At 44.1% G+C, this 18,861-nt stretch carries 25 protein-coding genes; 17 read left to right on the top strand and 8 right to left on the bottom strand.

From position 1 onward, the window contains the following. Positions 1-10 precede the first annotated feature (10 nt). On the bottom strand, positions 11-766 hold the full coding sequence (locus ACQY1Y_RS01750) for a response regulator transcription factor (protein ID WP_430013843.1): 756 nt from the start codon (positions 764-766) through the stop codon (positions 11-13). Positions 767-835: 69 nt separating this feature from the next. Here ACQY1Y_RS01750 and ACQY1Y_RS01745 point away from each other — a divergent pair, with 69 nt between their 5' ends. Further along, a complete protein-coding gene (locus tag ACQY1Y_RS01745) occupies positions 836-1,603 on the top strand; it encodes a creatininase family protein (protein WP_430013842.1) in 768 nt (255 codons plus the stop codon). Between the two features lie 707 nt (positions 1,604-2,310). After that, the gene (locus ACQY1Y_RS01740) at positions 2,311-3,075 is read left to right on the top strand and encodes a hypothetical protein (protein ID WP_430013841.1); all 765 of its coding nucleotides are present in this window, start codon (positions 2,311-2,313) and stop codon (positions 3,073-3,075) included. A 29-nt stretch (positions 3,076-3,104) separates the two neighbouring features. On the opposite strand, the gene glcD is transcribed toward ACQY1Y_RS01740, so the two are convergent. Further along, entirely contained in the window at positions 3,105-4,571 is a 1,467-nt protein-coding gene (gene glcD / locus ACQY1Y_RS01735) for a glycolate oxidase subunit GlcD (protein WP_430013840.1), read from the bottom strand. 147 nt (positions 4,572-4,718) lie between these two features. Continuing rightward, entirely contained in the window at positions 4,719-5,270 is a 552-nt protein-coding gene (locus ACQY1Y_RS01730) for a 2'-5' RNA ligase family protein (protein WP_069473888.1), read from the bottom strand. 160 nt (positions 5,271-5,430) lie between these two features. Between ACQY1Y_RS01730 and ACQY1Y_RS01725 the strand changes: the two genes are divergently transcribed. Continuing rightward, positions 5,431-5,697, top strand: coding sequence for a YciI family protein (locus ACQY1Y_RS01725; protein WP_002776115.1), 267 nt, complete (start codon positions 5,431-5,433; stop codon positions 5,695-5,697). 97 nt (positions 5,698-5,794) lie between these two features. Here the strand turns inward: ACQY1Y_RS01725 and ACQY1Y_RS01720 are convergent, their stop codons facing one another. Together ACQY1Y_RS01720 and ACQY1Y_RS01715 are read right to left on the bottom strand one after the other, a co-directional pair. Further along, entirely contained in the window at positions 5,795-7,033 is a 1,239-nt protein-coding gene (locus ACQY1Y_RS01720; protein WP_430013839.1) for an RNA-guided endonuclease InsQ/TnpB family protein, read from the bottom strand. Then, positions 7,005-7,598, bottom strand: a complete 594-nt coding sequence (locus ACQY1Y_RS01715; protein ID WP_430013838.1) for an IS607 family transposase — start codon at positions 7,596-7,598, stop codon at positions 7,005-7,007. Before ACQY1Y_RS01715 ends, ACQY1Y_RS01720 begins: the two co-directional genes overlap by 29 nt. A 436-nt stretch (positions 7,599-8,034) precedes the next feature. Between ACQY1Y_RS01715 and infA the strand changes: the two genes are divergently transcribed. The 10 genes from infA to rpmE all read left to right on the top strand — a co-directional run bounded on the left by infA (position 8,035) and on the right by rpmE (position 12,893). After that, the gene (infA, locus tag ACQY1Y_RS01710) at positions 8,035-8,265 is read left to right on the top strand and encodes a translation initiation factor IF-1 (RefSeq protein ID WP_002737109.1); all 231 of its coding nucleotides are present in this window, start codon (positions 8,035-8,037) and stop codon (positions 8,263-8,265) included. A gap of 127 nt (positions 8,266-8,392) precedes the next feature. Continuing rightward, the gene (gene rpmJ, locus ACQY1Y_RS01705; protein ID WP_012593611.1) at positions 8,393-8,506 is read left to right on the top strand and encodes a 50S ribosomal protein L36; all 114 of its coding nucleotides are present in this window, start codon (positions 8,393-8,395) and stop codon (positions 8,504-8,506) included. 93 nt (positions 8,507-8,599) lie between these two features. Further along, positions 8,600-8,983 carry a 30S ribosomal protein S13 gene (gene rpsM, locus ACQY1Y_RS01700; protein WP_002735415.1) on the top strand — a complete coding sequence of 128 codons (384 nt, stop codon included), beginning with the start codon at positions 8,600-8,602 and terminating at the stop codon, positions 8,981-8,983. A gap of 39 nt (positions 8,984-9,022) precedes the next feature. Next, positions 9,023-9,415: a 30S ribosomal protein S11 gene (gene rpsK / locus ACQY1Y_RS01695; RefSeq protein WP_002735413.1), complete on the top strand. Its 393-nt coding sequence runs from the start codon at positions 9,023-9,025 to the stop codon at positions 9,413-9,415. Between the two features lie 179 nt (positions 9,416-9,594). Continuing rightward, complete coding sequence (locus ACQY1Y_RS01690; protein ID WP_002737965.1) at positions 9,595-10,536, top strand: DNA-directed RNA polymerase subunit alpha; 942 nt, start codon at positions 9,595-9,597, stop codon at positions 10,534-10,536. Positions 10,537-10,557: 21 nt separating this feature from the next. Then, entirely contained in the window at positions 10,558-10,908 is a 351-nt protein-coding gene (rplQ, locus tag ACQY1Y_RS01685) for a 50S ribosomal protein L17 (protein WP_002760055.1), read from the top strand. Between the two features lie 2 nt (positions 10,909-10,910). Then, on the top strand, positions 10,911-11,726 hold the full coding sequence (gene truA / locus ACQY1Y_RS01680; RefSeq protein ID WP_016514326.1) for a tRNA pseudouridine(38-40) synthase TruA: 816 nt from the start codon (positions 10,911-10,913) through the stop codon (positions 11,724-11,726). 40 nt (positions 11,727-11,766) lie between these two features. Continuing rightward, entirely contained in the window at positions 11,767-12,222 is a 456-nt protein-coding gene (rplM, locus tag ACQY1Y_RS01675; RefSeq protein ID WP_002735375.1) for a 50S ribosomal protein L13, read from the top strand. 4 nt (positions 12,223-12,226) lie between these two features. Further along, on the top strand, positions 12,227-12,640 hold the full coding sequence (rpsI, locus tag ACQY1Y_RS01670; RefSeq protein ID WP_002737094.1) for a 30S ribosomal protein S9: 414 nt from the start codon (positions 12,227-12,229) through the stop codon (positions 12,638-12,640). Positions 12,641-12,659: 19 nt separating this feature from the next. Beyond that, positions 12,660-12,893 carry a 50S ribosomal protein L31 gene (rpmE, locus tag ACQY1Y_RS01665; protein WP_002735793.1) on the top strand — a complete coding sequence of 78 codons (234 nt, stop codon included), beginning with the start codon at positions 12,660-12,662 and terminating at the stop codon, positions 12,891-12,893. A gap of 320 nt (positions 12,894-13,213) precedes the next feature. On the opposite strand, the gene ACQY1Y_RS01660 is transcribed toward rpmE, so the two are convergent. Then, a complete protein-coding gene (locus ACQY1Y_RS01660) occupies positions 13,214-13,396 on the bottom strand; it encodes a hypothetical protein (protein WP_002746279.1) in 183 nt (60 codons plus the stop codon). 272 nt (positions 13,397-13,668) lie between these two features. Here ACQY1Y_RS01660 and ACQY1Y_RS01655 point away from each other — a divergent pair, with 272 nt between their 5' ends. After that, positions 13,669-14,490, top strand: a complete 822-nt coding sequence (locus ACQY1Y_RS01655; protein ID WP_130758081.1) for a sulfotransferase — start codon at positions 13,669-13,671, stop codon at positions 14,488-14,490. 96 nt (positions 14,491-14,586) lie between these two features. Here ACQY1Y_RS01655 and ACQY1Y_RS01650 read toward each other — a convergent pair whose 3' ends face one another. After that, positions 14,587-14,787 (bottom strand): hypothetical protein, encoded by a 201-nt coding sequence (locus ACQY1Y_RS01650; protein WP_002735656.1) that lies wholly within the window; start codon positions 14,785-14,787, stop codon positions 14,587-14,589. Positions 14,788-15,189: 402 nt separating this feature from the next. Between ACQY1Y_RS01650 and ACQY1Y_RS01645 the strand changes: the two genes are divergently transcribed. Then, positions 15,190-16,143, top strand: coding sequence for an ABC transporter ATP-binding protein (locus ACQY1Y_RS01645; protein WP_103113343.1), 954 nt, complete (start codon positions 15,190-15,192; stop codon positions 16,141-16,143). Positions 16,144-16,165: 22 nt separating this feature from the next. On the opposite strand, the gene ACQY1Y_RS01640 is transcribed toward ACQY1Y_RS01645, so the two are convergent. Then, complete coding sequence (locus ACQY1Y_RS01640; protein ID WP_430013837.1) at positions 16,166-16,918, bottom strand: tetratricopeptide repeat protein; 753 nt, start codon at positions 16,916-16,918, stop codon at positions 16,166-16,168. A 44-nt stretch (positions 16,919-16,962) separates the two neighbouring features. Between ACQY1Y_RS01640 and nblB the strand changes: the two genes are divergently transcribed. Then, positions 16,963-17,628: a phycobilisome degradation protein NblB gene (gene nblB, locus ACQY1Y_RS01635; protein WP_430013836.1), complete on the top strand. Its 666-nt coding sequence runs from the start codon at positions 16,963-16,965 to the stop codon at positions 17,626-17,628. Between the two features lie 73 nt (positions 17,629-17,701). Beyond that, positions 17,702-18,793, top strand: a complete 1,092-nt coding sequence (locus tag ACQY1Y_RS01630; RefSeq protein ID WP_430013835.1) for a tetratricopeptide repeat protein — start codon at positions 17,702-17,704, stop codon at positions 18,791-18,793. The last annotated feature ends 68 nt before the right edge of the window (positions 18,794-18,861 follow it).

Raw genomic sequence — 18,861 nt, 5'->3', positions numbered from 1 at the left:
AATCGCTCACCTAGCCAAAACGATAACCGAAACCGCGTACAGTAATCAGGTATTCTGGTTGACTGGGATCGATTTCCAGTTTTTCGCGTAACCAGCGAATGTGAACATCGACGGTTTTGGTATCTCCTAAAAAATCTGGCCCCCAAATTTGTTCAATTAACTGCTCTCTTGACCAAACTCGGCGCGGATAACTCATAAATAGGTCGAGGAGACGGAATTCTTTAGGAGAAAGGTTAATTTCTTCATCTCGCACCGTCACCCGACATTCCTGGGGATAAAGAAGAACATCGCGGAATTTTCGCACGGGAGCGGCAGCTAGGGAAGTAAATCCTTGACGACGAATCAGAGCGCGACAACGAGCGACTAATTCGCGCATACTAAAAGGTTTAGTCAGATAATCATCGGCACCCACTTCTAAACCCAAAACTCGATCGGTTTCGCTGGCCTTAGCACTTAAGATTAAAATCGGGATAATATTGCCGTGATAGCGCAACAGACGGCAGATATCAAGACCACTGATTTGGGGTAGCATTAAATCCAAAACGACCAAATCAAACCGAGATTCACCGTGATTAGTAGATTCTTGACTTTGCAGCAATTCTAAAGCAGCCCGACCATCACTAACACCGAGCGCCTCGTAACCTTCTTCTTCCAAAGCCAAAATAATCATATCCCGAATCACTTCTTCATCTTCAACGATTAAAATCCGATGATTGGGAACGAAATCCGTACTCGCCGACAAGGGGGGGGTGTCAAGGGTTAACATAAAAATACTTGATTATTCGTCCTAATTTTATCTCAATTGGTCAACCTGCACTCGGGGGGGTAGAGCCGAATGTTATTACAGTTATCCACCTGGTTAGAGGTGGAATCCTATCTAGAACAATCTCAGGGAATTATTATTCCTATTGGTTCCACGGAACAACACGGGCCGACGGGACTTATTGGTACAGATGCTCTATGTGCTGAGGCGATCGCTAAAGGAGTGGGGAAACAGGTACGAGCAATGGTAGCACCCACCTTAAATGTGGGTATGGCCCTACATCACACGGCTTTCCCTGGTACAATTAGTCTTCGTCCTAGCACTTTGATTCAAGTCATCCTCGACTATGTGACTTGTTTAGCTAGAGCTGGTTTTCGTCAATTTTTCTTTATTAATGGTCACGGGGGCAATATTGCCACCCTAAAAGCCGCTTTTTCGGAAACCTATTATCATTTGGATACCCTCAATTTGCCTAACACAAACGAGGTTAAATGTCAAGTGGCCAACTGGTTTATGGTGCGAGAAGTTTATCTTTTAGCCAAAGAATTGTATGGAGATCAGGAAGGTTCCCACGCTACACCGAGCGAAGTGGCATTAACTCAGTATCTTTACCCTGAAAGCCGTAAAAATGCCTTTTTATCGGAAAAAGTGGCTTCTGGTCATGGTATTTACGGTGCGGCTAATTTTCGCCAAAATTACCCCGATGGTCGTATGGGTTCCAATCCTGCTTTAGCGACTCCCGAACACGGTCAGAGATTCTATGAATTAGCGGTGAAAGAATTGAGTAATACTTATCTAGAATGGCTCTCTTGTCCTGTGTCTGAGTTGATTAGTAACTAAGCCACCGAGACCCGGAATAATTTAACTGTAACCCTAAGTAAGTAGCTGGTTATAATTAAATTAAAAATGGATTTTAGGTTCGATCCCCCCTTCACCCCTTGATAAGGGGGGTGCCGATAGGCGGGGGGATCCCCCCTGCCCCCCTTGATAAGCTGTCCTTTAGTCACATCTTTCTTAACATTTCAAACCTTTGTAGCACAAGGCTTTCAAGACTCGGTTAACAATTTGTAATATTCCTTGTTGACACCCTTACTGACAAAGAAAAAACTGAAATCAAGTCAGGATAAGGGTTGGAGTGCTTACTGCAAAAATTGTTAAGAAAGATCCCTATAAGGGATAGTTGATAAGGGGGGTGTCTGACAACTTTTAACGCCTACCTACTTAAGTGGTTTCAATTAAATTGAAGATAGATTTTGTCTTTGATCCCCCCTTAATCCCTAGGGCTGTTTCATTCTCGCAATCTAATTCTTTTTTTGCTACCTTTAATCGCTTATGCGGTAAGCAAAGCACGACGTTTTTAGAAATTTTCAGCTATTTATTCGGAGAAATCGACTAAAAACGTTACCAGATAAGGATTTGAGAGAATGACATTTGAGAGAATGAAACGACCCTACCCTTAATCCCCCCTTAATAAGGGGGATATCTGAACAATTTTTAACCCCCACCCACTTAGAAAGAAAAGATAAATATCCAAAAGGAGAAAATTGATGATTGCCACTACTGACAATAACTCCAATCAACCACTGGCTAGTTTGCGGGAAATACAAGAACTTGCCATCGCAATTACCGCCAAAAGCCTCAATCCCGCCATGCTAACGATTGATTTCCTCAAATATTCGGGAATAGTTCCCCCCGACTGGGAATTAAATGGCCAGCCGGTACTCAATCCCAATTACGCTCAAGTTAATTTTCAAAATGGCATCAGCATCGTCGCTCAACCCCGGAAAATTACCTTTGTGGAGATAATTAAATCCCCCGATAGCCTGAACCTGAAACTGCCAGAAATTGTCGGTTTATATCTAGATAAACTCCCTTTAGCCGAATATCAAGCCCTGAATATCGCCCCGAAAAGTATTGTTCCTCTCCCCAGTAGCCCCGATGCCGCTAAAAAATACATCACCGAAACTCTTCTCGCCCCCGGTCCCTGGCACAATTTCGGTACGGCCCCCCTACAAGCCGGCATCAATCTATTTTATCAGTTAGAAACCTCTCAGCTATCCGTGGCGATTAACGAGGCAAAATTGCAATTACCCGATGGCAAAATTTTAGGGGCGCTATTATTTGCCGGCAACTTTAACTATAATCTGTCCGAGGGCCGCGATCGATTCAATCTGCTCAAACAATATCTGGGACAATGGCAAAAAGACCTAGAGATTTTCCGAGAATTAATCATTCAGCGTTTTCTGGAAAGACAAGTCCCAGTTTTCCCCTCTAATATCAATCTGCCCCTAGCACCCCAAGCTGGACTGTAATCAGTCATCAGTCAATACTTACCGATAACCTAAAACACATCCACCCCCGCAAACCCTTGTATTTTCGCATTAGCGGCTTCCCCACAGCTGCGCGGGGTGGGGAATAATTTCCCCGGGTTAGCTAAACCTTTGGGATTAAAACAGTCCCGCACATAGCCCATAGTTTCTAAGTCAATCTCGTTGAACATGGCGGGCATATAACAATTTTTATCGATGCCGATACCGTGTTCGCCCGATAAACTGCCGCCAACCCGCACACAAAGTTTGAGAATTTCACCGCCTAACTCTTCCACTTCTTCCCAGGCCCCCTCTACCTTGTTATTGTAGAGAATCAACGGGTGTAAATTGCCATCCCCGGCGTGGAAAACATTGGCGATTTTATAACCGTATTTTTCACTTAAAGCCTTAATTTCCTGAAGAACAGACACCAATTGAGTGCGCGGAATCACCCCATCTTGGACAAAATAATTAGGGCTAATTTTCCCCGCCGCCGCAAAAGCCGCTTTTCTGCCCTTCCAGAGTTTAAAGCGGGTTTCGGCATCATTAGCCGTGGTGATATTTCTCGCCCCATTTTGACGGCAAATCTCGGCAACCCGATGTTTATTACTGACGACTTCTACTCCTAAACCATCCAATTCCACTAATAAAACTGACTCGGCATCCCGGGGATAACAGCCGGTAGCCACCACGTCTTCCACGGCGTTGATACTGAGATTATCCATAATCTCCATCCCCGCCGGAATCATTCCCGATTTAATAATATCCGCCACCGCTTGGCCCGCCGCCTCGATACTGGTAAAATCAGCCAGTAAAACACAGATAGACTCCGGAGTTTTCAGGATTCTTAAGGTGATTTCCGTGGCGATGCCTAAAGTTCCCTCGGAACCCACAAATAAACCGGTTAAATCGTAGCCCGGTTGTTCCGGTACCGCACCCCCCACATCGATAATTGAACCGTCGGGAAGGACGATTTTTAAGCCCATAACGTGATTGGTGGTGACACCGTATTTTAAACAGTGAACCCCGCCGGAATTTTCCGCCACATTACCGCCGATCGAGCAGATAATTTGACTAGAGGGATCCGGTGCGTAATAAAATCCCGCCCCGCTTACCGCTTGCGTCACCCAATTATTAATCACCCCGGGCTGTACCACCACCCTTTGATTATCTAAATCAACCCTGAGAATCTGATTCATCCGCGCCGTGACGATGAGAATCCCCTCTTCTAAGGGTAACGCCCCTCCCGATAAGCCCGTTCCTGCACCCCTTGCTACCCAGGCAATCTCGTTATCGTGACAGAGTTTCACCACCGCCGCAATTTCTGCGGTACTGCGAGGCAACACCACAAGAGCGGGTCTTTGTCTGTATCCTGTGATACCATCGCACTCGTAGGTTAATAATTCATCTTTGCGACGGATGACTCCATCTTTGCCAAGGATCGCTTCTAGCTGTTTGATCAGATTGGGGGAGATTTTCGGGGGATTTTTGAGTAACATAGGTTTCAGGGCGGCGGAGTCGCAGTAAAATGGCTCTATAGGTTAAAATATCGCAAAAAAGCCAGAAATTAAGCTTTAAAAACTGCTCTCTCCTATTTTACCACTAGAACCTCTTCCTCTGTAGATAGAAACCTGCAAGGGTCTGGATTATAGAGAAAATTGCCGATAAATTTCCCAGCGCTTACCGTTATGAATTAGGAGGGTAATTTGATCGATCATCACCTCAAAAAATAGCTCTTGATTAGCATATTTTGACCAAGCTTTCCAGAAATTATCTTTAGTTAAATCTCGGAAGCCAACGGTTAAATGGGGCGAAAAAGCTCGGCTTTTTGAGGCATTATCAATGATATTCAAGGAAGATTCTAGCTGCTGTAAAAGCCGTTTTTGCAGGGTTAATAATTCTGGCGTTTTCTGGACATTAATATAAATGACTCGCGGTTTAAAGGCGGCAAAATTCTGGAGAATTAGGGGAATAGGAGCGTGCAAGCGGGCAAATTCCTCTAAACATCTTTCTAAATCGGGTAATTGTTCTAAATTCCACCGGAAAGGGGGTTGGAGAGTGACGTGGGGAGGCGATTTCAGGGCAGCGCGACTATTGTAAATTTCTGCAAACTCTAACTTGATTTTTGTGGCAATTTCCTGTACTTCTGGCGGCGGCAAAAGTGCGATAAAAAATAGAGATCCCTGGGGTTGATTCATGGAAGCAAGCAAAGCTACAGAAATAAAGCTGTCACCTCGATTCTAGCAGTCTTCCACAACTCTAGCTAATTGTATATCTCTGTTATATTGCACCCTCGACGGTCAAGATTAATCGGTATAATTATATGATTGTTAATCAGTCCTAGCCTCCTGAGAATTTATGCCCTGGTTTGTCAAGATAGAAAAAGGCATTGTTGATAAAACTACCTTCGATCGCTATGTCAGCGCCCATAAGGACTATGTGCGTGATTTAATTAGCCAAGGACGAGCAGCAAAAACTGGTTATTGGGCAGAAAGGGGCGGCGGAATGTTATTATTTCAGGCCGATTCTCTTGAGGAGGCTCAAGCAATTATAGTTCGCGATCCTTTAATCGAGAATGGTTGTGTGGAATACGAACTCCATGAATGGCGAATTGTCGTAGAGTAATCTAGCTTTTCAGGGAACAGTAATCAGTAATCAGTAATCAGTGAAAAGACGGCAATGTTAAGCTGTTGATTATCTAAATATTACTCCCTAATAGTTACTAATTCTGTACGCAAATATTGCATTTAGAATTAGCTTTGTACGCTTTGACCCGTACTGGGTTAACTACGAACCTCTCTATCGGATTCCCGCTAAAGGCGGCCTCTCCGACTACCTTTCTTCCAATATTTAAGGAACCATTAATATCTGCTCCATAGAAATAACCCGACGAGCTTCTGAATAGTCCTCTTTTAATTCTCTTGCCTAAATAGCTTTTTTGCTTTTGAATAGACTCTAAGTCCAAGAAACTACATTTAGAGGTATAGCTTTCATTAGTTGTTTTGACCTCTATTCCTACTAAATTTGCTTTATAGGTAAGTTGTTCGATAAACCTTGAATGAGGAATATTTACGAAGGACTGGTTATTTCTATCTCCAATATTAATGTTTTGTTTCCAGCCTTGATTATGACCAATAACTAAAAGGTTAATTTGATGAGCTAGTAATTTATCAATAATATATTTACTAGCGGTGTGGAGGTAATAATCCACCTGGCAATTACGCTTTAAAGTTAAACCTTGTATTCTTTTACTGGTCTTCTGGAGACTGGGTAATTCCGATTTGAGTTTAGCTAGTGTCTTGTTGTACTTTTGATTGCAGGATTTTAAGGCTTTTCCACATACTAAAGTTGGCTGAAATTCGGGAATATTAGAGGTAACAGCAGCTAGGTTATTTAAGCCTAAATCGATAAAAGCATATCTTTCTCCCTCTTGACTTGATGAGGATGGTTGTTCATAGACAATCTCTAAACAATAAGCACCCAATTTAGGAATAATCCTGACCTCTAAAACTTCCTTTAAATTAGTTTTAAATTCTAAATTAGTCCCTGATAGCTTGATTAAACCTTGCTTCAACGCTTTTTTAGAAATGGCTTGATAGTTATAAGTTAAAACGTTTCTACCTTTTTCCTTGTCTTTGTATCTTGGCAACTTAGGCTCTCCTGTAAATTTATCTGGCGATTTTTTGTATTGTTCTTTCGCTTTTTGGTAGGATTTAAAGGTTTTTTCTACTTGCTTTAATACTAACTGACTTACTTTGGCCGGTAAGGCTTGATAATCTGGACTCATTTTTAAGGCATGATGTAACTCAGTCATTGTTAAAAATGGTTGATGTGAAAAGAAAACTTGACGGTTTAAATAAACAGCACAATTATACAGATTCTTCGATAAAAATCCTAATTTATCAATTACTGAATAATTTTTGTGATTAAATTTAATTAGATGTTTTTGAACTAATTTCATCATTCTCCTCAAGGCATTTAATTAAACACTCTGTCTTTCTATTTCGTCGTCTTAATGAGTATAATCGAGCGCAAAATGAGGTAATTATGCTCAGGAAGTCTTGCATTAAATCGTCTTTTCTTTCTTCTGCTAGATTAACGACCTCTAGATCTCTATTTGTTTGAGTTAAAAGAACTTTCAGATAATTAAACCCTACTCTGCTTAAACGATCTTTATGTTCTACGACAATCAAATTATAATCAGTTTGTTCTAGAAGTTTTAATAATAGCTTTCGATGAGCATTGACTCCACTTCCTACTTCTTTAACTACTCGAACAATTTGATAGCCTTTCGCAATACAATAAGCTTCCAATCTTTTTGCCTGAGTCTCTAAGTTAGATTTATTTTCTGAACTAGAAACTCGCCCATAAATAGCTACTTTATTTTCACCGCAAGAACGGTCATCTTCAAAAATAATAATTGTTCCTGTAGGAAGACGTTCTCCTTGTAACTGCCCTCGATTCCACATTCTCCAAGCAGTATCATAACTGATCCCTTTTTTCTTAGCATAATCTGATAGTTTCATGTGAACTGCAACGTAAACTTGTACTAACCATATTAGCAGTTGTTTGCAGTCATTTGCATATATTTTTTACAAAACTTTACAATACTGCCTAGTAGTGGGGAGATGGGGGTGGAGACTGGAGTCAGGAGATGGGAGAGGGAAGATGGGGCGCTTTTTTGCTGTGAACTGAAAACTCACATCTGATCACTGATAAGCTATACTGGGGGAACTGTGGTGACAGCACGGTTGCTGCTGCCGAATCGGCTCTCCTACTAGGTTCTGTGTGATAAGTTTAACTTACTATATGATCGATCAATCTTTGTGTCCTTTGTGTCTTTGTGGTTCGTTCCACCCCCCCGCTGGGAGGAATGTATCTTAGAATACATTTTAACCACCAAACCCAAGAGAGCTCCGAATCATTAAATAAATTGTCCCCAGTGAAATTGAGGAATTAACTTTGTCTAAACAAGATCTCATCGAAATGGAAGGAACCGTCACCGAATCTTTGCCCAACGCCATGTTTAGGGTGGATTTAGATAACGGTTTCAACGTCTTAGCTCACATATCCGGCAAAATCCGCCGTAATTATATCAAAATCCTCCCTGGCGATCGAGTAAAAGTGGAACTCACACCCTACGACCTAACCAAAGGCAGAATTACCTATCGCCTGAAAAATCAAAAAAAATAGCGATAAATAGGGGCAGAGAAGCCAAAAAGCCTAATAAGCAGCCAAATTTATTTAAAAAAAATAGGTGACACGAGTAAAAGAAATCTGATATAATAATAAGCTTGCAGTGTTGCCAAAATAGTTAGGCATGAAAGTTAGAGCGTCTGTCAAAAAAATGTGCGAAAAGTGCCGCGTCATCCGTCGGCGCGGTCGAGTCATGGTAATTTGTTCTAACCCCAAACACAAGCAGAGACAAGGTTAATCAACCAAAGTCACTGTCTTGGGGCAGAGAATCGTTACCGTTAATTGTAGTCGTTTTTGGAAAAAAAATCGTTCATAGGGAGAAAAAAAAAGCGTGGCAAGGATAGCTGGTGTAGACCTACCTCGCGATAAGCGTGTGGAAATCGCCCTGACCTACCTCTACGGAGTGGGTCTATCGCGTTCCCAAGAAGTCTTATCCGCGACGGGTGTTAACCCTGACACTCGGGTCAAGGATCTCAGCGATGAAGACGTGGCGGCGCTACGGACTTATATCGAGACAAATTATCAAATCGAGGGGGATTTGAGACGCTGGGAGGCGATGAACATCAAACGCCTCGCCGATATCGGCACCTATCGAGGTCGTCGGCATCGGCTAGGATTACCCGTGCGCGGGCAACGGACGCGAACCAATGCGCGGACCCGTCGCGGTCGTCGGGTGACAGTGGCAGGGAAGAAAAAAGCCCCCTCCAAGAAATAATTTTTTATTCATTGCGATATCCCCCAATCAAGAAAAACTATGGCGCGACCAACCAAAAAAACCGGACCGAAAAAACAGAAAAAAAATATTCCTACCGGAGTCGCTCACATTCAATCGACCTTCAACAATACCATTGTCACGATCGCCGATACCAAAGGCGATGTGATCTCTTGGGCATCGGCGGGATCGAGTGGTTTTAAAGGAGCCAAAAAAGGAACCCCCTTCGCCGCCCAAACCGCCGCCGATAACGCCGCCCGCCGAGCGATCGAACAGGGAATGCGTCAACTAGAAGTGATGGTTAGTGGCCCCGGGGCAGGACGGGAAACCGCAATCCGGGCCCTGCAAGGAGCAGGATTAGAAATCACCCTGATCCGGGACGTGACTCCCATCCCCCACAATGGTTGTCGTCCTCCCAAACGCCGGAGAGTGTAAACAGTGAACAGCTTTTTCAGGTGACAGGGATCTTGAGGCCGACAGCCGTTAGCTTTGAGCGCATCAGCAGCAGAATCGGGTCGTCAAAGACCATCTGAGCAAAAAGCTAAAGGCTGAAAGCCAAAGAAAACTGATAACTGATAACTGATAACTGATAACTGAACAAGGGAGGTCAATCGGTGGCGCAATTTCAAATCGAGTGTGTAGAAGCAAAAACTTACAAGAATCAGAGTCAGTACAGTAAATTTGTACTAGAGCCTCTGGAAAGAGGCCAGGGTACAACCGTAGGTAATGCCCTGAGACGGATTCTCATTTCCAATCTGGAAGGGGCGGCCGTGACGGCCCTGCGGATCGCGGGAGTCAATCACGAATTTGCCACCGTCGAGGGGGTACGCGAGGACGTGATGGAACTCATGCTCAACATGAAAGAAATCATTCTGAAAAGCTACACCAATCAAACCCAGATCGGGCGTTTAGTGGCAACTGGGCCGGCGACAGTAGTGGCGGCACAATTCGATTTACCCTCAGAAATCGAGATAGTTGATCGCAATCAGTACGTCGCCACCCTAGCCGAAGGGGCCAAGCTAGAGATGGAATTTCGCGTGGAAAAAGGCAAAGGCTACCGGGCAATTGATCGCAGTAAAGAAGAAGCCACTTCGCTCGACTTTCTGCAAATCGACTCTATCTTTATGCCCGTAACCAAAGTCAACTACAGCGTCGAAGATATCCGTTCCGAAAGCGGTCAAGCTAGAGATCGTCTGCTCTTAGAAATTTGGACAAACGGGAGCATTAACCCCAAAGAAGCCCTTTCCCAAGCGGCCGATATGCTGGTTAATCTCTTTAACCCGCTCAAGGATCTCAACGCCCTCGAATCCTCCGGTAACTTTGACGACCAAGAGATCAACCAAGAAAACCAAATTCCGATCGAGGAACTACAATTATCCGTGCGCGCCTACAATTGCCTGAAGCGAGCGCAGATCAACACCGTAGCCGACCTCCTCGATTACAGCCAAGAAGATCTCTTAGAAATCAAAAACTTTGGGCAGAAATCGGCTGAAGAAGTCATTGAAGCCCTACAAAAACGGTTAGGCATCACCCTACCCCAAGAAAAAAGCAAGTAAACCCAATTCCAGGAAAATACCATGAGACATCGGTGTAAAGTGCCTCAATTGGGTCTGCCGGCTGACCAAAGAAAGGCACTGCTGCGCAGCTTAGCCACCCAGCTAATTCTACATGGTCAGATCACCACCACCCTAGCGAAAGCGAAAGCGGTGCGAGCAGAGGTAGACCACATTATCACCCTAGCTAAAGACGGTTCCCTGAGCGCCCGTCGCCAAGCCATGGGCTACATCTACGACAAACAACTGGTTCACGCCCTCTTTGAAGGCGCACAAGCCCGTTATGGCAACCGTAACGGCGGTTATACCCGGGTCGTGCGTACCCTGCGCCGTCGCGGGGATAATGCCCCCATGGCGATTATCGAACTGATGTAACGATGACAGCTTGCCCCCAGTCGCGGATCGCCCTAGTTATCCAGTATGTGGGAACTAATTTCCACGGCTGGCAACGGCAACCCCATCACAGGAGCGTGCAGGAGGAAATCGAGAAGGCTCTGGCCGATATTCTCGGTCATGCTGTCACTCTGCACGGGGCCGGACGTACCGATAGCGGTGTTCACGCCGCCGCCCAAGTTGCCCATTTCCAGCAGCAAAGTCCGATCCCAGCTGCCCATTGGGCCAAGGTTCTCAATGCTCGGCTAGATGACGATATCGTCATTCGGGCCTCGGCCCAGGTTCCCGATCGCTGGCACGCCCGTTTCTCGGCCCTCTGGCGACGTTATCGTTACACCCTCTATACCGACCCCATCCCCAATCTCTTTGTTAGCCCCTTTAGTTGGCACTACTACCATCGTCCCCTCGATGCCGATTTGATGGCCAGGGCCCTGGCCCCCCTATTGGGTAAGCACCATCTGGCCGCCTTTCACCGTGCCAACTCTAGCCGTGACCATTCTTGGGTAGAAGTACAGGGGGTGGAATGCTACCGTCAAGGGCCGTTTATACAGATGGAAATTCAAGCCAATGGCTTTTTGTACGGGATGGTGCGGCTATTGGTGGGAATGTTGGTAGAGGTGGGAACTGGTGAGCGATCGCTAGAAAACTTTACCGACATCTGGGTCAATCAGCGCCGAGAATTGGTCAAATACGCCGCACCAGCTAAAGGACTATGTTTACTGCGGGTGGGTTACGCCGATTTTCCCTTTGCCGATAGCGTCTGGTGCGAGACTCAGCCTCTTTATTATTTCCGAGCATAGAGATTCAAAGTTTATTTTTGTAAAGCAAGGCAAACTGACCATGAACAAAACACCGCTACCAAATTTAGAGACTCTAGAGCAGAAATGGTACGTCATTGATGCGGCCGATCAGCGTCTAGGTCGTCTGGCCACCGAAATCGCGATGATTCTACGGGGCAAAAATAAGGCCACCTTCACCCCCCATCTGGATACGGGGGATTTTGTCATTGTTATTAACGCTGAAAAAGTGACGGTAACGGGCAAAAAACGCCAACAGAAAGTTTATCGCCGCGACTCCGGCAGACCGGGTGGTATGAAGGTAGAAAGCTTCGATAAACTGCAAAAACGCATTCCCGAACGGATTATCGAACACGCTGTTAAGGGAATGCTCCCGAAAAATAGCTTAGGTCGGAAATTGTTCACGAAACTGAAAGTTTATGCCGGTGCGGAACATCCCCATCAGGCACAACAACCGGAAGTTTTAGCGATTAATACGATTCCCGCAGGAGGAAATTAAGTCAATGCAAGCCACGGACAGTAAAAATAAGGTAGTTTATTGGGGAACGGGACGACGCAAATCGGCGGTCGCTTCCGTGCGTCTGGTGCCGGGGACGGGGGCCATTACCGTTAACGGTCGCGATGGGGAAACCCACTTTAACCGCATTCCCACCTATATCCAGACGATTAAAGCTCCTCTGGAGACTTTGGGACTGGAAAACGAGTATGATATCATCGTTAAGGCCGAGGGCGGTGGTTTGACCGGCCAAGCGGACGCGGTGAAATTGGGTGTCGCTAGAGCTTTATGTCAATTGGCCCCGGAAAATCGTCCTCCCCTCAAGAGTGAAGGTTATCTGACTCGGGATCCCCGGGCGAAGGAACGGAAAAAATACGGTCTTCACAAAGCGCGTAAAGCGCCTCAATACTCGAAACGTTAGGTTAATAGAGAGGTTTATTATGCCGAAAAAAATTCATCCTACTTGGTATCCGGAAGCTAAGGTGATCTGTAATGGTGAAGTGGTGATGACGGTGGGTTCGACCAAACCAGAAATTCATGTGGAGGTTTGGTCTGGTAATCATCCTTTTTATACGGGAACCCAGAAGATGATTGATACGGAGGGCCGGGTCGATCGCTTCTTGCGTAAGTACAAAATGGGTGATAAGTCAAGCAAAAAGGCTGATCAGAAATAATTCTTTACTTTTGCCTTTTTGACCCGGTGGGGAGATTTTCCCGCCGGGTTTTTTGCTATCTTGAGGCTAGTAGAGTCATTATCGATCTTCTGGAACTTTCGGAAATCCCTGACCGAATCCAGATTCTGAAACCCTTGCTTGACAAATGATCGCTAACTTTTTTTCTAATAAAAACTCAAATTTCCGGTTTCTGTTAGTTAGCGATAGCTTGAAGGTTTACCCCATAAGAGAGCTAGAGTTTAGAGACTGTAAGACTTTTGCCAGAGTCCCTCCAAGAGCGATATCTCTCAGATTGCCAGATTTCGTCTCCCCCCGAACGGTTACAAAGAAGTTGACTTTAAATTAGGAATAAAGGGTGGTGGTGTAACTGAGGGAACGGGAAAAGCAGCGATCACTTTTATATCGCCGTTGCCATCAACTCTGAGCAAGGAATTTCCCCCCGCATCGGTGGCATAAATAACACCATTTTGCACAACGACGGAGTAGGGATTATTATTCAGCAATTCTCATTTTAAGGTTTCATGACATTAAAACCCTTGCACCTAGAGGGGTTAATAATTCTTAACGAATCTCTAGATCGCTGAAACAACGCAAAATCGTTTCAAAATGAGAATTGCTGGTTGATCATAAACCAGACATTGGTTCGCGCTGTAAAAAACCAGAGCTAACAACTTGGCAATCCCATTTTGTATAAACCTCACTTTTATTTGGGTCTTAAATGGGATACATTATAGGGGAATCTTAGCGACAAATTGACGCAATTCCTGATTAACCTATGACTATAGCCCTCGATCGCTTACCCCAATCTTGGCAGGGTTTAGCCCATCGTTTAACTTATAAGTATTTTCAGGCACGCATTGATATACCCAAAGACCCTTATAAAATTCTCTTTCGTCCCCAACCCTATCAGGTTTTATTTATTCTTAGCCATATGCGATCGGGTTCGTCTTTATTGACCCATATCCTCAATTCTAATCCTGAAATTATCGGTTTTGGCGAAACTCATCTGGTTTATGAGAGTGAACAGGATTTTAAAACTTTAATGTTTAGACTCCACTGGCGTTTGAAAGATTTAAACATGAATCATAAATATATTTTAGATAAAGTTCTTCACGATGAGAAGTTTTTAGATCATAGTTTTTTGCAATCTGATGCGGTTAAGACCATATTTTTACTACGAGAACCGAAGCGCACTTTAGCTAGTATTCTAGATATTAAACCCCATCACAATGAGCAGCAAGCCCTGGGTTATTATACTGGTCGTTTAGCCACCTTAGAAAGTTATGCCCGATTAATTAACAGTCAAGAAAAGAGTTTACTTATCACCCACGATCAACTATTAAACCAAAGTCAATTGGTCTTTAATAGTTTACAGAGTCATCTCGATACTAAAACGGGATTTTCTGAAGAATATCGAGTTTTAAACACTACTGGCATTCGTGGGCTAGGCGATTCTTCCGAGAATATCAGAGCGGGTAAAATTATTAAACAAGCCAGAAAATTAGATATAGAAATTTCCGACGATGTTTTAACCCAAGCCCAAAAAGCCTACGATCAATGCTACAAAACCCTTAGCCATTATTGTCATTGTATCTAAGCTGAATTGGGGATGAGCAATAGCCTTGATTCTCTCCTCGGAGTCCCAAGCAAACCCCCCTAATTCAACTCTAGGTTGATCCTTTAGTAGGTTCGATTAGCCTTCAATATTAGCAATTGTAAAGCCCATCTGACACTCGTAGAGATTGGGCTGTTGGCTGCCCCCTTTGCCTAGGGAATGACCACAGCCTAGTTTACCCTCTCGCCACCGGGGTTGCCCCTGCTGGTTGGCTAAAAGACAGCCCTGACACACAGAACCCGTATCGAGAATGTGTTCGTCGGTTAAAATCACTAACATGACGTTCACCCCCATTGATCTCCGATTATTCTTGTCTCCATTGTAGGATGTTTTTTCTGAGATGTAGTGCCGCGCTATACATTCCGCTACTTTTTGGCTTTTTTTCGCCTGGACTCTTCTTATACAAGGTATTTACCGATCAATTGTGAATACTCAGAAGATAAGGCGGCTCTTCTAGGTTCTGTGTGAGGATGTTATAATATCAATACAGAATAGGAGGTGGGTTATCTGGATAAATTTTAATCAACTCCTCGATTTACCAAATGTAACAGTGGTCAATTATCAAAAAATTGAGAAGATATTAAGACTTAAACAATTTAACAACAACCAGCGGAAGTCATGGGAGATAAACCCTGTATTCTTGGTTAGCGAGTCACCCTCAGAACCTAACTAAAAAACTTTATGAACGCACCCGAATTAGCCATTGCTACCGTTGGTTTAACCAAACAATTTGACCGCCATGGGGCTGTTAATCAAGTAGATTTACAGATTGAAGCAGGGGAAGTTTACGGGTTAATCGGTCCAAATGGAGCGGGAAAAACCACTTTAATTAGGATGTTAGCGGCAGCGGAAGAACCGACAACGGGAGAAATATATCTGCACGGAGAACGTCTTTTAAGAGATGAGAGTAATCCCCGTCTCAAAAGAAATTTAGGTTATCTACCCGATAATTTTCCCCTCTACGATGACCTAAATGTCTGGAATTATCTGGATTATTTTGCCCGTCTTTATCATATCCCTCGCTCCCAACGTCATCGCCGCATTTATGAGGTTCTAGAACTGGTACAATTAACCAATAAAAGTCATAATTTGATCGCTACTTTATCCCGGGGGATGAAACAACGTTTAAGTTTAGCCCGAACGATTATCCATGAACCTTTAATTTTACTTCTCGATGAACCGGTTTCTGGATTAGACCCGATCGCTCGCCTACAATTTCGTGAGATTATTAAAGTCTTACAATCGGCAGGTATGACTATTTTAATTTCCTCCCATGTCCTTAGTGATTTAGCGGAACTTTGTACTTCTGTGGGTATAATGGAATTAGGTTATCTAGTGGAAAGTACCTCTTTAGAGGAATTAAATCAACGTCTAGCTGGTCAATACTTGCAGATTACGACTCTAGGCAATTTAGAAGCCTTAGAAACCGCTCTTGAACAATGTGTTTTTGTGGAAAGTTGGCAAAGAATTATTAATACTAATACTCTCCGAGTTAAATTTACAGGAACCCTAGAAGATAGTGCCGAATTGTTGAAATCTTTAGTCGTTTCTGGCCTGGCCTTAAGGGAGTTTTATACTTGCCGCGAAGATTTAGAAACTATTTTCCTAAAACTGGGACATCGACAGGCATCTTAAGGGGAAATAATAATTTTTAAATCTAACCAGATAGTAACTTTTCGACTAATTTAATTTGCTCCTGACTAAAACCCGCTTCCTTCAGATGTGCCAGAAACCATTGTTGTCGATAACGACCGTCTAAATCCCTAGCCTTTTTGTAGGTATCCCGCGCTTTTTTACTATCACCTTGATCTAAATAAATCATTGCCAAAGCCACAAGAGGATGGGGATTATTCGGCTCTAATTTAACTGCTTTTTTAGCGTTAGTAATAGCTGAATCAAAATCTTTTAGGCGATGATAGGCGAGGGATAAATTATAGTAGGCGATTTCATTATCGGGTTTTAAACTAGCGGCTTTAGTATGAGTGACTACGGCTTTTTCAAGATGACCACCGACAAGATAAACAATACCCAAAGCATTATAAGCAGCCACATGATCGGGAGCAATTTTAATCGTTTCTTCGAGAGTTGTTTGTGCCGCTAAAGGTTGTTTAGCTAGGTGTTGTGTCCAGCCTAAAATTACTCTCCCGTCTAGATGATTGGGGTTTAACTGTACCGATTTTTTTAAAGCCTCAATACTTTTGATAAAATCTCCCTGTTGACGATACTGTAATCCCAATTGACGATAACGATTAGCAGCCTTAATGTCTGATGGGGGAATAATCGGACTGGGAGAAGGAGAAATGATTATCTTAGCCGTCGGTTCTTTTTTAGGGGGAGAGGGGGGACTACAGCCCCAAAAAACCGGGGAACTAAACATGATCAAGATAGTCAGGATTCGATAACTATTCATGGGACAATTAATACCAGTCCAATTGTTAAGGGTGTCATCAAATTATGAATTATTCCCCTGAATCCGTGCAACGGCTGCTCGATTCCGATGATTATGGCGATCGCTTATCGGGAGTTAATCAACTGCGTTATTTAGCCCCAGAAATCGCCTTCGAGATGTTACAGCCTTTAATTAACGATAGTAACGCTAGGGTGCGTTATTCGGCGGTAAGTCAGCTAGATATCCTCGGTCGTCAGAATCTCGATCTGGCCTTAACTATTCTACGCGATCGCTTGTTAAATGATCCCGAAGCGGACGTGAAAGCAGCCGCGGCCGATGCGATCGGGGGGTTAAAATTAACGGCAGCCTACGATGATCTGGTGGCCGTCTATGAACAATCCAGCGACTGGTTAATTCAATTTAGCATTGTGGCAGCTTTGGGCGAATTGGGGGAACCCCGGGGCTTTGAACTGCTCGAAATCGCCCTAAACTCCGATAATGAACTGGTAAAAACGGCCGCCGTTAGCGCTTTTGGGGAACTAGGCGACCCTCGCGCCGTCTCTTTACTCGTTCCCTTGGCTAATGATGATGACTGGCAACTGCGCTATCGTCTTGCTCAAGCTTTAGGCCGCTTAGGGGGGGAAGATGCGATCGCTGTTTTGACCCAGTTAACCAGCGATAAAAGCGCCCAAGTTGCCCAAGAGGCCCGCAATAATCTCGTCCAAGAGTGATGCGGAATAGTTGATTTTTGTCAATAGCATTTACAATAAACTTTAATTAAGAATCGTTAACAAAGGTAAAGCGATGAAACAATTTACCCGTTTAATCTTGCTCATCGGTCTCCTCGCGGGGGGCTGTTTCTCTCCCTCAATTGCGATCGCTGATAATCCGGCGGGGGCAATCGTGAGCAAGGATTCACAGGTTAACGAACTACTGCGTCAAGCGCGGCAATTGGTCAAAAATGGCAATTATGGGGAAGCTATAGCCATTTACGAGCAGGCCGCCGCCCTTGATGGCAATAATGCCAAAATTTTCTCTGGGATCGGCTTTTTACAAACGCGGCAAGGGGATTATAACGCCGCCGCCCAAGCATACCAAAAAGCTTTAAGTCTCGATCCGAGTAATCCCGACTTTTTCCATGCTCTCGGTTATAGTTTGGCTAATATCGGCGATTACGACAATGCAGCCACTTCTTACTACTACGCTATCCAAATAGAACCGAAAAACGTCCAACACTACCTCGGTTTAGGGGTGGTATTATTACGGCAAAAAAACTATGCAAAAGCGGGCGAAGTTTACCAATGGATTTTAGCTCTCGACCCCAATAATCAGCAAGCCCACGAAATCATGGGTAAAGCCTTGATCGAACAGAATAAAAGCAGCGAAGCCTTCGATTTTCTCCAAAAATCCCTGCAAAGATTCCCTAACAATAGTGAATTAAGATTGCAACTGGCCAGCCTTTTGCTCAAACAGGGCGATTTAAATGGTGGAACCCAAATTTTAAAGGAAATAGAGCGACAAAGTGCAGGAAATTTTTTAATTCAGCTAAAAATAGGGATTTTACTCGAAAAACAAGAGCGTTTTGACGAGGCTCTCCCCTTTTATCGTCGGGCTGTTTTCCTAGAACCCCAATCGTTGGAAGCACAAGCGGGAATCGGTCGCATCCATCTGGCCAGAAAAGATTATCTTGCAGCAATTATCGCCTATCAAGATTTGGCCGAAATCGCCCCCAATAACGCCGATGTCTATCTTAATCTCGGTCGGGCCTACGCGGGCCGAGGACGAAAAAGAGAGGCGGAGGAAGCTTTTAAGCAAGCGCGAGCGGTTTATGTGCTGAAAAATAATCAATCTGGCCTGGAGGAAGTGGATGCCCTGCTGAAGAAATTGCTTGAGTAAAACCAGATCAGTTATCAGTTATCAGTTATCAGTTATCAGATTTGAGTTTTCAGTTCACTGATGACTGT

Source organism: Microcystis ichthyoblabe FBCC-A1114, from assembly GCF_050500245.1.
GTDB lineage: Bacteria > Cyanobacteriota > Cyanobacteriia > Cyanobacteriales > Microcystaceae > Microcystis > Microcystis ichthyoblabe_A.
This window is presented reverse-complemented; position numbering and strand designations above follow the sequence as displayed.

Coding starts and splice junctions, on each gene's coding strand:
- ACQY1Y_RS01750 (WP_430013843.1), bottom strand. CDS start 766: ATGTTAACCCTTGACACCCCCCCCTTGTCGGCGAGTACGGATTTCGTT.
- ACQY1Y_RS01745 (WP_430013842.1), top strand. CDS start 836: ATGTTATTACAGTTATCCACCTGGTTAGAGGTGGAATCCTATCTAGAA.
- ACQY1Y_RS01740 (WP_430013841.1), top strand. CDS start 2,311: ATGATTGCCACTACTGACAATAACTCCAATCAACCACTGGCTAGTTTG.
- glcD (WP_430013840.1), bottom strand. CDS start 4,571: ATGTTACTCAAAAATCCCCCGAAAATCTCCCCCAATCTGATCAAACAG.
- ACQY1Y_RS01730 (WP_069473888.1), bottom strand. CDS start 5,270: ATGAATCAACCCCAGGGATCTCTATTTTTTATCGCACTTTTGCCGCCG.
- ACQY1Y_RS01725 (WP_002776115.1), top strand. CDS start 5,431: ATGCCCTGGTTTGTCAAGATAGAAAAAGGCATTGTTGATAAAACTACC.
- ACQY1Y_RS01720 (WP_430013839.1), bottom strand. CDS start 7,033: ATGAAATTAGTTCAAAAACATCTAATTAAATTTAATCACAAAAATTAT.
- ACQY1Y_RS01715 (WP_430013838.1), bottom strand. CDS start 7,598: ATGAAACTATCAGATTATGCTAAGAAAAAAGGGATCAGTTATGATACT.
- rpmJ (WP_012593611.1), top strand. CDS start 8,393: ATGAAAGTTAGAGCGTCTGTCAAAAAAATGTGCGAAAAGTGCCGCGTC.
- rpsK (WP_002735413.1), top strand. CDS start 9,023: ATGGCGCGACCAACCAAAAAAACCGGACCGAAAAAACAGAAAAAAAAT.
- rplQ (WP_002760055.1), top strand. CDS start 10,558: ATGAGACATCGGTGTAAAGTGCCTCAATTGGGTCTGCCGGCTGACCAA.
- truA (WP_016514326.1), top strand. CDS start 10,911: ATGACAGCTTGCCCCCAGTCGCGGATCGCCCTAGTTATCCAGTATGTG.
- rplM (WP_002735375.1), top strand. CDS start 11,767: ATGAACAAAACACCGCTACCAAATTTAGAGACTCTAGAGCAGAAATGG.
- rpsI (WP_002737094.1), top strand. CDS start 12,227: ATGCAAGCCACGGACAGTAAAAATAAGGTAGTTTATTGGGGAACGGGA.
- rpmE (WP_002735793.1), top strand. CDS start 12,660: ATGCCGAAAAAAATTCATCCTACTTGGTATCCGGAAGCTAAGGTGATC.
- ACQY1Y_RS01655 (WP_130758081.1), top strand. CDS start 13,669: ATGACTATAGCCCTCGATCGCTTACCCCAATCTTGGCAGGGTTTAGCC.
- ACQY1Y_RS01650 (WP_002735656.1), bottom strand. CDS start 14,787: ATGTTAGTGATTTTAACCGACGAACACATTCTCGATACGGGTTCTGTG.
- ACQY1Y_RS01645 (WP_103113343.1), top strand. CDS start 15,190: ATGAACGCACCCGAATTAGCCATTGCTACCGTTGGTTTAACCAAACAA.
- ACQY1Y_RS01640 (WP_430013837.1), bottom strand. CDS start 16,918: ATGAATAGTTATCGAATCCTGACTATCTTGATCATGTTTAGTTCCCCG.
- nblB (WP_430013836.1), top strand. CDS start 16,963: ATGAATTATTCCCCTGAATCCGTGCAACGGCTGCTCGATTCCGATGAT.
- ACQY1Y_RS01630 (WP_430013835.1), top strand. CDS start 17,702: ATGAAACAATTTACCCGTTTAATCTTGCTCATCGGTCTCCTCGCGGGG.